The following is a 13,515-nucleotide window of genomic DNA, read 5'->3' on the forward strand; positions in this document are numbered from 1 at the left end:
CATGTATTAGGCACGCCGCCAGCGTTCGTCCTGAGCCAGGATCAAACTCTCCAAAAAGTGTTTGATTGCTCAATTGTCTCTATGTAAGATGACAAGCATCTTACATAGAAGTTTCTTGCTTAAACGTTGACGTTTTTATTGATTTTGTTCAGTTTTCAATGTTCAATTCGTTCTGCCGTCTCTTCGACAGCTATAACATCATACCATTAACTCGATTTGAATGTCAATACTTCTTTCGAAATAATCATTTCGGAAAAGCACTTTATCTTCTCTGTTTCAGATTCAAACATAACTTCTGAATGACAGGCGTTAATCATAGCATCTTTCATAATAACAAGTCAATCATCTTTTCTAAAAATATCCCTGAGAATTTTCCGGTGATTATAACTTGTTGATTAGCACATCACTCTTCTTAATTGTTCTCGAGCGACGCTAAATAATATATCATCTTTTCAAACTTGTTGTCAATTACTTTTTTTATAATAAAATCTCCCCACAGCCTAATTTGACTTTGGGGAGATTTTATTGAAAAGAAGGATCATTTTAAGACCTTTCACCAAACGTGCCATAGCATCTGTTTCCTGCTGCTTTGTTTGTTCTAGATCTTTTATATAAGAAAGCATCTTCTGCTTAACATCGATTTCTTTTGTTCCGTTAAAAAACCCCATCCTCGCTCCCCCTTTTCTTTCATTGTAAAGGGAAGCACGGTTTGGGGCATGTATAAAGTTAAACAGATGCATGAGAATGAACCTCTTTTCTTGATTCCGACGCGTGCAGCATTCTGAAAACTGGCGGAAGCAATAAAATAACAGCGATAATCCGCAGTACTTGAACAGCCACAACAAATGTTGCGTCTGCGTTGAGTACGACAGCCGTTGTCGCCATTTCCGCCACGCCTCCTGGTGCAAAGGCAAGCGCAGCCGTCATAAAAGCAAGCCCAGTTGCTTTGGAAACAATGTATGCACAGCCAAACATCGCCCCAATAAATAAGACAGTACTGACAAATGAGATCGCGATCGTTTGTTTTAACCCAACAAACATTTCTTTACGGAAACGAGAGCCGATCGATGCAGCAATGACGATTTGTGAAAGAATCATCACTTCATGCGGCCAATAAGCTATTACATCGTGTCCAACAGCAGTCGAAGTGCCCGATTGAATAACAGCTGTGAACAGCATACTTCCAAGCAGCCATGGTGCCGGGAACTTTAATTTTTTCCCGATGTGATAACCTGCGTATGCCGTAATAGAAAGAACTGCTGTCCATAGAAGCCCACTCCATCCAAATGCTGGTGCAGCCGCTTGTATGACTGGTTCCACAGACGGATGAAAAACAAGAGCGGAGACGACAATTGGAATGATGAAAATCACGAGGAAGACACGCATCGTCTGTAAAATGCTGACAACTGCCGTATTGGCGCCGACCTCCTCGGCAATTCCCGGCATGGCGGATAAACCGCCTGGCGCTGTGCTAAAAAAGCTAGTCAGCATATCCGTTTTACTGAACTTCCATAAAATCACACCCGATAAAAGTGAAAAAGCAATCGATAGAAGCAGCATAATTAAAATAACCGCCCAATCTTTTTGAAAAACATTGAGTACAGATAAATTTATTTTTTGACCGAGTTCAATGCCTAAAATACATTGTCCGATGTATAGCCAATATTTCGGAATTCCTTTCTCCCCTAAAAAATCTGGCTTTATGAAGGAAAGGAGCATAGCGGCCAGCAGTGTCCCGAGCATCCACCCGATGGATAAGCCCGTCAATGACAGCAGGAAGCCGCCGATTGCACTTATCGCAATAAACAGCCACTTTGTTTCTTTCATTTCTATTCCTTCTTTCTGTTTCCTGTACAATTTACTATAATATACAATAAGAAATAAATAAAATATGGATTTTATATGCTTAATGATAATTTTTTTTTATGTCTAAAAGAGGAGTAATTTAAAATGGATGAAAGAGACTGGCTTATTTTACAAACGCTTTATAATCATAAAAACATCACACACGCAGCACAGGTACTGTACCTTTCACAGCCAGCTTTAACAAATCGGCTGAAGCAGATGGAGAAAGAATTCGGGGTTCAGATTGTCACACGCGGCAGACGCGGCATTCAATTTACGCCCCAAGGAGAGTATTTAGCCAAATGCGCCGAAGATATGATCCATCGCATGCAGCGAATCAAAGAAAATGTGCTCAATATGGAAAAAACAATGTCCGGCACACTGCGTCTCGGCGTCTCAACTTTTTTTACCGATTATAAGCTGCCTGGCATTTTAAAGCTTTTTAAAGAGGAATACCCGAACGTCGAGTTTAAAGTGACGACTGAATGGAGCAGCCATATTACGCATTTAATTTACAATCAAGACGTGCACGTCGGGTTTGTCAAAGGGGATTATGGCTGGAAAGATCAAAAACGGCTTCTCTTTGAGGAAACGATCTGCATCGCGTCAAAAGAAGAAATTGACTTAGCTCATTTGCCTGACATGCCGCGGATTGATTACCGAACCGATCAAAACTTAAAGATGGTTGTAGATCACTGGTGGGCAGAAAATTATGCAAAGCCGCCGTTAATCAGCATCGACGTCGATAAAGCTGGAACATGCAAAAACATGGTTGCGAATGGTCTCGGCTATGCGATCCTGCCGAGCATGATTTTAGATGATTTAGAGGACCTTCATAAAATTGAATTGAAGAATGCAGCCGGCGAACGGATTATTCGAAAAAGCTGGATGTTTTTTCATGAAGAATCGCTGCAGCTTAATATCGTAAAAGCATTTGTCGAATTTATTGAACGAGTTGATTTAATGAGCATCCATTAATATGAAAAGCGCAAGACGTCCGTTTATCAGCGACAAGCATAAGACGAGCACTGTCGGAGGCGTTTTGTGCCTCCAGAAGGGCTGGGCTTAGAGCAAAGGTTAAAAACGCAGCGTCCTGCTGCAACACCTTTGTGACTCACATCCTGTGAACCCTCGAGCTGATGGCGTCTGGAGCTAGACATCCCTCGAAATAGATACTTTGAAAACACTAAACAGCCTTTCCATCGCTGGAAAGGCTGTTTACATTAAATATTTTTCAACGCTTTGCTAATGGTTTGTTCTCCGGAAACTAAATCAAACGAGCGGTTGAACGTATGCGCCGCATCAAGAGCGTGAAAAATCACCGCTGCGACATCCGCGCGGGGAATCGATCCCCGTTCAAGCTGCTGGCCGACTTCTACTTTCCCTGTACCCGGTTCATTTAATAAGCCGCCTGGGCGAACAATGGTATATGTTAATGAGCTTTGTTCAACAGCTCGGTCCGCATAATGCTTCGCCGCATAGTATGGACGCATTTTATCGTTCCAGTTTTCGCGGTTGTTCGCTTGTAGCGCACTGACCATAATAAATCGTTTTACGCCGACTTTTTCCGCCGCTTCCACCGTTTTCACCGCTCCATCTAGGTCGATCAGGAGCGTTTTATCCGGACCCGTGTGACCGCCGGAACCAGCCGTGAAGACAATCGCATCACAGCCTTGAGCAGCATCTGTCAGCTCATCAACGCCGCCTTCAAGATCCGCGATCACCGCTTCAATGCCTTTTTCTTTAAACGCTTCCGCTTGCTCTTCTTTACGTACCATCGCACGCACTTCATGTTTATCGCTACCCTGTAAAAGTTCAATCAGCTTTTGTCCGATTTGTCCGTTTGCTCCAACTACTAACACTTTCATCTTATGAGCACCTCTTTCCAAATCATTTCCTGCTCATTGTTTCAAAAATGGCGTTCGGAAGCAAATAAGACGTCTTATGACTCGGATTTGCCTGTTGTTAAAAAAGCAGCTAATTCTTTACTATGCTTTTTATGTTCTTTCCGCTTTTTTGCCCGCAGTGGTGCCGTTTCATGCAGTTTTTTTTCTTCGTTACTGACTGGAATGACTTCCGGTACAGGTGCTGGACGGCGGTCGTCATCGAGCGCGACAAACGTTAAAAAAGCAGTCGCGGCAATTTTCCGATCACCGGTTTTTAAATCTTCAGACACAATTTTCACAAACACTTCCATCGAGGAACTGCCTGTCCACGTGACAAAAGATTCGAAACAAACGGAATCGCTTGGACGGATCGGGTGTAAAAAGTCAACTGAATCTGTCGAAGCTGTCACGCATTCTTTCCGGCTGTGGCGCGCGGCAGAAATAGACGCCACCTGATCAACATCGCTCATAAGCCGTCCGCCAAATAATGTATTATGATTGTTGACATCATTCGGAAAGACCCGGCTCGTGCGGACAACCCGGGATTCACTGCATTTTTTCGGCTCCATCATTCATCCACCCGCTTATCTATAAATTTAAAATATGCGACTCATTATAATCTGAAGATACTGAAAAACAAAGACTTTTTTTAGAAGATAACGCTTGCTTAAGGAAAATTTACACAAGCTCAACAAAACCCTGCTGTTTAGATAGCAGGGTTTATCTTTTTCTGAATAATGCGTGCCACACCGTGTTCTGTATTTTTCAGTGTCGTTATCATCGCTTTTTCTTTTACTCCATCAGGCGCATTGCCCATCGCAACACTCGTGCCTGCAATTTGAAACATGGAAATGTCGTTGAAATTGTCACCGATCGCCATAATCTCTTCTTTTGAAATATCGAATTGATCCGCTTATGTTCAGAAAAGACTTCATAATAGAATCCCTGCTCTGTGAAATAAGCGAGAATTTCATCAGTGTCTTCTTCGCTGACGGAGATCGCCTATACACATGTACCATTCGGATCGTGAATCGTTGCTCCATTTGCACCGATTATCCATGTCGTCAACCCTGCATCTTTCATCAGCTGGGCTGCATCAAAATAAGCGCGGCCGGTCGCAATAACGACTTCAATTCCGGTCGATTGAGCCTCACGGACTACCTGAATGTTTTCAAGCAGAATTTGGTTTCGGTCGTTCAGAAGCGTCCCATCCATATCAATCGCAATCAGCTTCATTTTGTTTCCTCCAGCAATGCAGCAAGTCCACTTGCCGCCTGCTTTTGTCCAAACATCATATACGGTCCGGCTGTCTCCATCACGCCGCCTGCTTCCGTGACGAGCAGCTGCCCTGCCGCAATGTCGTAAAATGCCGGGTTCATGTAAAGCGCCGCGTCCCATTTTCCAGCCGCGATATACGCCAGAGTGACAGCCGCCGTGCCAATGATTCGGACACGGTATACATCGTTTACTATTTTCGCCAACAGCTCCAAACGCTGGACATTCGCTTCCTTATTACCATCTTTCGCGAAATCACTGTGAGAAATAAACGACTCTGATAAAGGAACATCCCGCACGTGAATCGGCGTGCCGTCCTTAAATGCGCCGCCGCCTTTTGACGCCCAATATGTTTCATTTAATCCTGGCAAATCGATGACGCCAACAATCGGATCCCCTTTATAAGTAAGTGCAATCGACACACCGTATTGCGGCACACCAATGCTGTAATTAATTGTACCGTCGATCGGATCAATCACCCATTTATAATTACTGTCGGCTTCAATCGTTCCCGCTTCTTCACTGAAAATACCATGCTCCGGGTATTTCGCCTGAATACGTTCAATAATGAGTGCTTCCACCTCCACGTCCATCTCTGTCACAAAGTCCTTCGCCGCTTTCATCGTCTGGCCGCCAGCTTTCCCCGCATTCGGCAGCAAAAAAGCGCCTGCTCCTTTCCCAAGCTCAATCGCAAAAGCTAAATAATCCTCGTACATCCAATCGCTCCCATCTTTATATTTATCTACGCATCATATCAAAAAAAGGGCCTGTCCCTCCAGCAGCGGGGGACAGGCACCATTTAATAGACGCCGCGAATATGCTGTTTTACTTCTTTCTCATAAAACTCTTTAATCCGCTTCTGCTCTTCTTGTGTAAAAGAAGGGGTACGAAGCGCCTGCAAATTTTGCTCGACTTGTTTTGCGTTTTTAAATCCAGGGATGATACACGTCACTTCCGGATGATCCAAAATCCACCGAAGAGATGCTTCCGCCATCGATCCCCGTTCCTCAGCGATCCATTTCAGCTCATCTGAGAGTTCCACTCCTTTTTTAAAGCCAAGGCCGGCAAAAGTTTCTCCGACGTTAAATGCATTGCCATCATTATTGAAATTCCGGTGGTCGTCTTCTTCAAACGTATCGCTTTGCTTGAATTTGCCGGTCAACAGGCCGCTCGCGAGCGGCAGACGGACGATGATGCCGACGCCCTGCTTTTTTGCTTTTCGGAATAGCTCTTCTGCCGGCTTTTGACGGAAAAGATTAAAGATCACTTGCAGGCTTTTTACATTGTTATGCTCCAGGCAAATAAGTCCTTCTTCCACACTTTCGACACTGACGCCATAATGACGAACCTTTCCTTCATTTTGCAGTCGGTCGAGCACGTGAAACACGTCGCCCTCTTTTAAAATTTGCGTCGCCGGGCAGTGAATTTGATACAAATCTATCTGTTCGCGTTCCAATCGCTTTAAGCTTGCTTCGCAATATGCACTCACTTGTTCATATGAATACGTTTCGGGCGCGAAAATATCGCCCTGCCGGCAAAATTTTGTGGCAATGTGTATCTCGTCTTCCCTGCCTTTTGTTGCTTTCGCTAGCAGCCGTTCACTGTGGCCGTCGCCGTACACATCGGCTGTATCAAAAAAATTCACACCTTGCTCCATCGCAAAATGCAGCGCTTTTAATGATGCTTCATCTGTCGTTTTCCCCCATGAGCCGCCAATCGCCCACGTGCCAAAGCTGACTTCACTTACGTTCATGCCTGTGCTGCCTAATTCACGGTAATTCATTAAGTCCCCCCCTAAAAAAGTAAACGCATTCATTTAGTAAACATAGTATAGCGGAAAAACAAAGTTAAAAAAAGTTTTAGCACTTGTAAAAAAAATGCCCGTCCCCGCTTCGTTAACGAGCAGGAGACAAGCATCAGGTTTAACCGCCAATATAAGACATTCCGATTTTTTTCCGGCTTGTCGCCGTCTGTTCCGTCCGTTCATCTGAATAGCGGTCGCCTCGTTTTTCCCAAACGTTCCGAATGGCTTCAGCCAGCTGATTGTCTGAAGCGCCGGATCGGATTAAGCTTCTCAAATCAAACCCGTCCGTTGCAAACAGGCACGTGTAAAACTTCCCTTCTGATGAAAGCCGTGCCCGTGTGCAGGATGAGCAAAACGATTCGGAAACAGATGTGATAAAGCCAATCTCCGCATCTGCATCTTTATAACGGTAACGTCCGGCTACTTCTCCGAAATAATCGGCATCGACCGGCTCGAGCTGTTCTGTTTCCTGAAGACGCGCTAAAATTTCTTTTTTCGTTACGACTTGTTTAAAGCTCCAGCCGTTGTCGGTGCCGACATCCATAAATTCAATGAATCTGAGTGTGACGCCTCGTTCTTTAAAGTAAGCGGCCATCGGGACTACATCGTGATCATTGACGCCTTTTTGCACGACCATGTTCACTTTTACTTCAAATCCGAGTGACTTCGCATACTCAATGTTTTCAAGAATCCGCTCCGGTACGATGCCGCGGCCATTCATTTTGCCAAACGTTTCCTTTGATAATGAATCCAGGCTCACATTCAGCCGGCGCAGTCCCGCTTCATATAATGCCTGCCCGTGTTGCTTTAGTAAAAGGGCATTTGTTGTCAGGCCAATATCTTCTAACCCGTCAATCGCCGTCAGCATACCGATCAAGTCCGGCAAATCGCGGCGGAGCAGCGGTTCCCCGCCGGTTAAACGCACTTTTTTTACGCCGAACCCCACAAACAGCTTTGCCAGCCGAGTCATTTCTTCAAATGAAAGCAGCTCATTTTTTGGCATAAACGCGTAATCATCACCGAAGATTTCTTTCGGCATGCAGTACGTACAGCGAAAATTGCACCGGTCCGTTACCGAAATACGCAAATCACGCAATGGACGCTGAAGAGTATCGGTTATGTTCAAAGCGCTCAGTCCTTTTCAAATAGTTTTGGTTATCCTCCGCTTACCGGCGGAATAATTGCAACGTGATCGCCCGGTTTTACAGGCTCTGTCCCCAGTACATATTCTTCGTTCACCGCAATCTGTACGGCTGAAAAATCAAACGCCGGATACGATGTTTTTGCCCATTGTAGCACATCTGCTGCCGTACCGTCTTCCCATGGCAGACTTTCTTCCGCTTTTCCCGCTGCGTCTTTTAAGCCGGCAAAATAATGAAGATGAATCATGCTTGTTCACTCCCTGGTTTATACGATTGGTCTCCAATCCACTCTTCTCCGTCTTCCCACATTTCTTTTTTCCAGATCGGCACGACTTTTTTTATTTGCTCTATCGCATACTCATTTGCCTCATATGCGGCTTTCCGGTGCGGCGATGAAACCGCAATGACAACAGCGATATCTGAAATCACCAGCTCCCCGATCCGATGAACAATTGCCACGCGTGAGCCCGGCCATTTTTCGGTTATCTCGTCCCCGATTTGGGCGAGCTTTTTTTCAGCCATCGGCACGTACGCTTCATACTTTAAATACATCGTTCGCTTTCCGTTCGTCCATTCGCGGACCGTGCCGGCAAATAACGTGACCGCACCTGCTTCCGGATGAGTGACATACTCCATATACAAAGCCGGTTCAAGCGGCTGGTCCGTAACGTGAAAAGGTTTTAATTCAGTTCCCATGATGACACTCCTTCCTCTGATCCTATGATCAAGACATCGACTTCATCGCCTTTTTGAAACCCGCGCGTGCCGCCCGGCAATACAATAAAGGCATTTCCTCTCGCAATCGATGTGACAGAATTTGATTTGTTAAAGCCGGCCGGGCGGACAAGCGAACCGGAGAGTGTTGATTTATATACCGCACGGATAAACCGATTAAACGGATTTGGCTTTGGAAAATCCACATCAAGCACTGCTTTTTCATAAGGCAAAAATGGCTTTTCATTACCCATCATCGCTAAAAAAGCAGGCCGTGCAAACAATTCAAAGCCGACAAAGCAGGCCGATGGGTTCCCCGACAATCCGAAGAGAAATGTATTATGCGCATACGCAACCGTTGTGACACTGCCCGGGCGCATCTGTACTTTATTAAACAAAACGTCTGCACCAAGGCGCGCATACACAGCCGGCAGAAAATCAAAATCACCGACTGACACGCCGCCGGTTGTAATGACGGCATCACATTCATCCACTGCTTTTTTCACAAGCTCAAAGCATGCATCTTCATCGTCCGGCAGAGAACCAAGCAGCCGGCAGCCAATCCCCATCCGTGCCAGCTGCGCGGCAATCATCGGGCCATTTGAATTGCGGATTTTGCCGGGCTCGAGCGGCTCGCTGACATCAACAAGCTCAGTTCCTGTCGCCAGCAGCCCAACGACCGGTTTTTTGGCTGCTTTCACTTGCCCATACCCAAATGTGGCCAGTACGGCAATGACGCCAGGGTGAATAAATGTGCCGGCTTCAACAATTATCTCGCCTTTCTGTGCGTCTTCTCCTTTTAATGAAACATTTTCAAGTGGTTCAAAGGGCTTGCGGATCGTAAATCTATCTCCAGTTATCACTGTCTGTTCCAGCATAACAATCGCATCGGCTCCGTCCGGCAGCGGTGCGCCAGTCATAATCCGGACTGCTTCTCTTGCGCCGACTGTACACGTCGATACTGATCCGGCACCAATATGGTCAATAACGCGAAAGGAAAGACGTGAGTCTCCCGAAGCCCCTTTTGTATCAACAGAGCGTACCGCAAACCCGTCATAAGGAGAGCGATCAAACGGAGGAACATGATGACTCGCCCGAACCGGCTCCGCTAGAATTCGTCCGTATGCCTCTTCAAGCGGCACCATCTCTTTTGATAAATGTGTCACCCGTTTCATGACTCTCTCGATTGCCTCTTTTACGGGAATCGGCTGTCGTTTTTCAACCATTCTCTTTTCCTCGCTTTCTTTTTCCCATGCTATACTAAAATTATCTGTTAATCGAAAGGATGACCTGTATGTCTGAATTCACTCATTTTAATGAACAAGGCCGCGCCAAAATGGTGGACGTCTCTGAAAAAGCGGAAACGGTCCGTCTGGCTGTCGCCCATTCTTCTATTGAAGTAAACCAATCTATTTATGACCAAATTTCAAGCGGTACAAACAAAAAAGGAGACGTGTTCGCTGTCGCTCAAGTTGCCGGCATTATGGCTGCCAAACAAACGTCTGCTATTATCCCGATGTGCCATCCGATTCCTCTGACCGGGGTCAATATTTCATTTGAATGGGATCTAAACGAAAAGATAAGCCGCTACATTATTTTAATCGAAGCAGAAGCAAAAACAAAAGGCGTGACCGGCGTGGAAATGGAAGCATTAACTGCTGCTTCAGCCGCCGCATTAACAATTTATGATATGTGTAAAGCGGCGGGCAAGGAAATGGTCATCGGACCGACCTATTTACAGAAAAAATCCGGCGGTAAAAATGGAGATTACGAACGCGCTCGCGATTAAGCGGCGTGTTTTCGTTTTTCCGCATATGTGACAACATATAAAAACAATGCAGAAATGACGATGCTGATGGTCACATATATCCATGCGGTTATATCTTCCCCTTTTTCAAATGCAGTGTAAACGGCAGTCGGCATCGTCACCGTCACCCCGGGTATGTTGCCAGCAAACATAAACGTCGCGCCAAATTCACCAAGGCCGCGCGCAAAGCTAAGAGTATACCCTGCAATAAGACCGTAGCGGGCAGATGGAATGTATGTATACCGCAGCACATCAATCGGGTTGTTCGTATATTGCTTGGTCACTTCCACGTAGCTTTCCGGCACTGCCTGAAACCCGGCCTTCGCCGCCTGGTACATAAGCGGAAAAGCCACAACAGAAGCCGCCATCACTGCCGCAGTAATTGTGAACATCGGTGAAATATGAAACCATTCATATAAAAAAGTACCCACTACGCCGGTCCGTCCAAACAGCTTGACGAGCAAAAAACCGATGACCGTGGGCGACAGCACGATCGGCAGCATAAACAGCGTTTCCCATAGCCACTTGAGAGGAATCGCCTCGCGTATAAAGAAAAAAGCGAATGAGACTGCTGAAACATATACAATTACAGACGCGGCAGCCGCCACAAAAACAGATAACACGATCGGTTCCATAAACGTCATTTTTCTTCACCACCTGACTGAAACCCGTACGTTTCAAAAATGCGCATCGCTTCCGTTGATGATAAAAACGCTTCAAAGACGTCCGCCTCTGGATGAAGCGATTCTGTGACAATACCCGCATTGTAAACGATCGGATCATGAACAGCAGAAGAAAACACATGCGTGATTCGGACATCATTTGAAGACATCGCATCTGTTTTATAAACAATGCCTGCATCTGCCTCGCCGGACGATACCCACATTAACACGGACGACGCATCTTTTGCGTAAATCCTTATCCCGTCCCATTTCATGCTTTCAAGCACCTGTTCCGCATATGTTCCGACCGGCACGGCGCCCGGTGTTCCCATTACGACTTTTTGCACAGCCGGCCAATGCGCCTTAGAACGATCGGGTTCAATCACAACGAGCCGATTTGTTAAAAAACCGTCCGCCCGTTCCATTTGAATAAGCCCTTTCTCTTCAAGAGAATCGGCTTCTTTTTTGGACGCGAGCATGATAACGTCAATTGGGGCATACGCTTCTACCTGCCGGGCAATCATGCCAGACCCGCCTGTATGAAACCGGACATCTACCTGCGGATATTGCGCCTCAAAAGCCGCTTCAAGCTGATCAAGTACAGGGTTAAAGCTTGCTGCAGCCCCAACGATAAGAATCGACTCGTCTGTTTCTCCTTTGAATGCCTGGACACCCGATCCAACGGCAAGCATCATAATCAGCATACCAGCCCAGCGCTTCTTCATTTTCTTGCTTCATGAAGCAGATGCGCTGCTTCCGGTAAAATCAGTTTCCGCATGGCGAGATCGACCGCACCTCGTGAGCCGGGAAGAGCAAAAAGCAATTTTCCTTCGCCTGCTGTTCCGGCCACAGCCCTTGACAGCATGGCCCGCGTGCCAATGTCTTCTGTTAAGCTTAAGTAACGGAAAAATTCACCAAATCCAGGAATTTCTTTTTTCAAAAACGGCTTTACCGTTTCAATTGTAATATCACGCGGGGCGATCCCTGTACCGCCGGTTGCGATGACAATATCGACTTCTTCATCCGCCAGCCACTTTTGAATCACATGACCGACTGCTTCTTTTTCATCCGGTACGATTGTATATTGAACGGCGTGATGGCCATTTTCTTGAAGAAGCGCCTGAATATGTGCGCCACTTTTATCTGTGGCTGCTGTCCGTGTATCACTTACCGTCAGCACTGCGGCTGAAAATCGGATTTTACTTGAAAAATCAACTGACATCGTTTTCCTCCTGTCAGCTAAACAGCTGGTTATATAATTTCAGTGCCTGATTGACGTCCTGAATGCCATGAAAAAACAAACGGCCATTTTCAAAAAGGACAATCCGGCTTTCATCTGTCGTGATCTGCAGAAAATAAGGCGTTCGCTTTTGTTTTAATTGCAGCTTTTCAGCGATCTTTTCACCGTCTTCAAGCGTCAGCGTCCGACCGGCACCCGGCGTTAGCTGGACAGTATCACGTCCGCACAACAAAGCGGCTTTTGTTTCTTCCGACTGATTCAGCGCCGGATAAATCCGCTCCAGGCCACATGATGGACAGTCGTGCCGCTTCATTTTACGGATGCCAAACGAATGCTGCTCATTTGTCCACGAATCAATTCGGAGCATCTCTCCTCGAACCGCTTCATGATTTCCCGTCAGCCATTTCATCGCTTCCGCACATTGATAAGCGGACGTAATATAGACAGCTGGCGCTATCACACCACTTGTGTCACATGTTTCGTTTGAAGATGGAAGAACTGGAAGCAGGCAGCGAAAGCACGGACCTTCGCCCGGCACAAAAGGCATGACAACGCTTGTTGAGCCGACACAGGCCCCGTATATCCAAGGTGTGTTATGCTTCACGCTGGCATCATTCATAACAAGACGCGTTTCAAAATTATCTGTTCCGTCAATGAGAATGTCGCTTTTTTGCGCCAGCTGTTCGATCAGCGCAGCATCCGCGTGGTCCATCCACGTTTCTATCTGTACTCTGCTGTTAACAGATGACAGCCGTTTTTTCGCCGCCTCAACTTTCGGAATCATGTCACGCGCGTCCGCTTCTGTGTAGAGTGGCTGCCGGTGCAAATTGGACAATTCCACGTAATCCCGGTCAACGAGCAGCAGCCTCCCGACGCCTGCACGCGCCAGTGTATCCGCGGCTGCGGAACCGAGCGCCCCGCAGCCAATGATGGCAGCCGTCGATTGCGCCAGCTGTTCTTGGCCATCCATGCCAATCGGATAAAATTTTTGCTGTTTCGCAAACCGTTTTTCCATTTTCCCACCACTTCTTTCTCAAACCCTGCCTATACGAGCAGTTTTATTTATTTTCTTGAAAATCTGAATCCTGTTTTTTTATTTTACCATACTCTTATTTTCCTGGCGCTGTTAAGCATACAATG

At 46.3% G+C, this 13,515-nt stretch carries 18 protein-coding genes; 2 read left to right on the top strand and 16 right to left on the bottom strand.

The window, feature by feature from the left end:
- Positions 1-500: 500 nt before the first annotated feature.
- Positions 501-668, bottom strand: a complete 168-nt coding sequence (locus NLX67_RS14000; RefSeq protein WP_254312166.1) for a hypothetical protein — start codon at positions 666-668, stop codon at positions 501-503.
- Positions 669-726: 58 nt separating this feature from the next.
- On the bottom strand, positions 727-1,827 hold the full coding sequence (locus NLX67_RS14005; RefSeq protein ID WP_254312167.1) for an AbrB family transcriptional regulator: 1,101 nt from the start codon (positions 1,825-1,827) through the stop codon (positions 727-729).
- A gap of 123 nt (positions 1,828-1,950) precedes the next feature.
- Between NLX67_RS14005 and NLX67_RS14010 the strand changes: the two genes are divergently transcribed.
- Positions 1,951-2,823, top strand: a complete 873-nt coding sequence (locus NLX67_RS14010) for a LysR family transcriptional regulator (RefSeq protein ID WP_046180833.1) — start codon at positions 1,951-1,953, stop codon at positions 2,821-2,823.
- A 245-nt stretch (positions 2,824-3,068) separates the two neighbouring features.
- Here the strand turns inward: NLX67_RS14010 and NLX67_RS14015 are convergent, their stop codons facing one another.
- The 10 genes from NLX67_RS14015 to NLX67_RS14060 form a co-directional block, all read right to left on the bottom strand.
- Positions 3,069-3,713 carry an SDR family oxidoreductase gene (locus NLX67_RS14015; protein ID WP_254312168.1) on the bottom strand — a complete coding sequence of 215 codons (645 nt, stop codon included), beginning with the start codon at positions 3,711-3,713 and terminating at the stop codon, positions 3,069-3,071.
- Between the two features lie 74 nt (positions 3,714-3,787).
- Entirely contained in the window at positions 3,788-4,300 is a 513-nt protein-coding gene (locus tag NLX67_RS14020) for an acyl-CoA thioesterase (RefSeq protein WP_046180831.1), read from the bottom strand.
- A 137-nt stretch (positions 4,301-4,437) separates the two neighbouring features.
- Positions 4,438-4,611 carry an HAD hydrolase family protein gene (locus tag NLX67_RS14025; RefSeq protein ID WP_305882033.1) on the bottom strand — a complete coding sequence of 58 codons (174 nt, stop codon included), beginning with the start codon at positions 4,609-4,611 and terminating at the stop codon, positions 4,438-4,440.
- A 122-nt stretch (positions 4,612-4,733) separates the two neighbouring features.
- On the bottom strand, positions 4,734-4,967 hold the full coding sequence (locus tag NLX67_RS14030; RefSeq protein ID WP_254312169.1) for an HAD family hydrolase: 234 nt from the start codon (positions 4,965-4,967) through the stop codon (positions 4,734-4,736).
- Complete coding sequence (locus NLX67_RS14035; protein ID WP_052728560.1) at positions 4,964-5,722, bottom strand: inositol monophosphatase family protein; 759 nt, start codon at positions 5,720-5,722, stop codon at positions 4,964-4,966. The genes NLX67_RS14030 and NLX67_RS14035 overlap by 4 nt, the downstream gene beginning before the upstream one ends.
- Positions 5,723-5,805: 83 nt before the next feature.
- Positions 5,806-6,789 carry an aldo/keto reductase gene (locus NLX67_RS14040; protein WP_254312170.1) on the bottom strand — a complete coding sequence of 328 codons (984 nt, stop codon included), beginning with the start codon at positions 6,787-6,789 and terminating at the stop codon, positions 5,806-5,808.
- Between the two features lie 139 nt (positions 6,790-6,928).
- Entirely contained in the window at positions 6,929-7,936 is a 1,008-nt protein-coding gene (gene moaA, locus NLX67_RS14045) for a GTP 3',8-cyclase MoaA (protein ID WP_375143385.1), read from the bottom strand.
- Positions 7,937-7,965: 29 nt separating this feature from the next.
- Positions 7,966-8,199 carry a molybdopterin converting factor subunit 1 gene (gene moaD, locus NLX67_RS14050; RefSeq protein WP_254312171.1) on the bottom strand — a complete coding sequence of 78 codons (234 nt, stop codon included), beginning with the start codon at positions 8,197-8,199 and terminating at the stop codon, positions 7,966-7,968.
- Positions 8,196-8,648 (bottom strand): molybdenum cofactor biosynthesis protein MoaE, encoded by a 453-nt coding sequence (locus NLX67_RS14055; protein ID WP_256519872.1) that lies wholly within the window; start codon positions 8,646-8,648, stop codon positions 8,196-8,198. The genes moaD and NLX67_RS14055 overlap by 4 nt, the downstream gene beginning before the upstream one ends.
- Positions 8,633-9,892 (bottom strand): molybdopterin molybdotransferase MoeA, encoded by a 1,260-nt coding sequence (locus NLX67_RS14060; RefSeq protein ID WP_254312172.1) that lies wholly within the window; start codon positions 9,890-9,892, stop codon positions 8,633-8,635. The genes NLX67_RS14055 and NLX67_RS14060 overlap by 16 nt, the downstream gene beginning before the upstream one ends.
- A gap of 68 nt (positions 9,893-9,960) precedes the next feature.
- Between NLX67_RS14060 and moaC the strand changes: the two genes are divergently transcribed.
- Entirely contained in the window at positions 9,961-10,455 is a 495-nt protein-coding gene (gene moaC / locus NLX67_RS14065) for a cyclic pyranopterin monophosphate synthase MoaC (protein ID WP_254312173.1), read from the top strand.
- Here moaC and NLX67_RS14070 read toward each other — a convergent pair.
- Genes NLX67_RS14070 through NLX67_RS14085 form a run of 4 tightly spaced genes read right to left on the bottom strand, consistent with a single transcriptional unit; the run spans position 10,452 to position 13,390 of the window.
- Positions 10,452-11,117: a molybdate ABC transporter permease subunit gene (locus NLX67_RS14070; protein ID WP_254312174.1), complete on the bottom strand. Its 666-nt coding sequence runs from the start codon at positions 11,115-11,117 to the stop codon at positions 10,452-10,454. The genes moaC and NLX67_RS14070 overlap by 4 nt on opposite strands.
- Positions 11,114-11,860 (bottom strand): molybdate ABC transporter substrate-binding protein, encoded by a 747-nt coding sequence (modA, locus tag NLX67_RS14075; protein WP_254312175.1) that lies wholly within the window; start codon positions 11,858-11,860, stop codon positions 11,114-11,116. The genes NLX67_RS14070 and modA overlap by 4 nt, the downstream gene beginning before the upstream one ends.
- Positions 11,857-12,357, bottom strand: coding sequence for a MogA/MoaB family molybdenum cofactor biosynthesis protein (locus NLX67_RS14080; protein WP_254312176.1), 501 nt, complete (start codon positions 12,355-12,357; stop codon positions 11,857-11,859). The genes modA and NLX67_RS14080 overlap by 4 nt, the downstream gene beginning before the upstream one ends.
- Positions 12,358-12,370: 13 nt before the next feature.
- Entirely contained in the window at positions 12,371-13,390 is a 1,020-nt protein-coding gene (locus NLX67_RS14085; protein WP_046180821.1) for a ThiF family adenylyltransferase, read from the bottom strand.
- Positions 13,391-13,515: the final 125 nt, after the last annotated feature.

It is taken from the genome of Domibacillus sp. A3M-37 (assembly GCF_024213455.1).
Taxonomy (GTDB): Bacteria; Bacillota; Bacilli; order Bacillales; family Domibacillaceae; genus Domibacillus; species Domibacillus tundrae.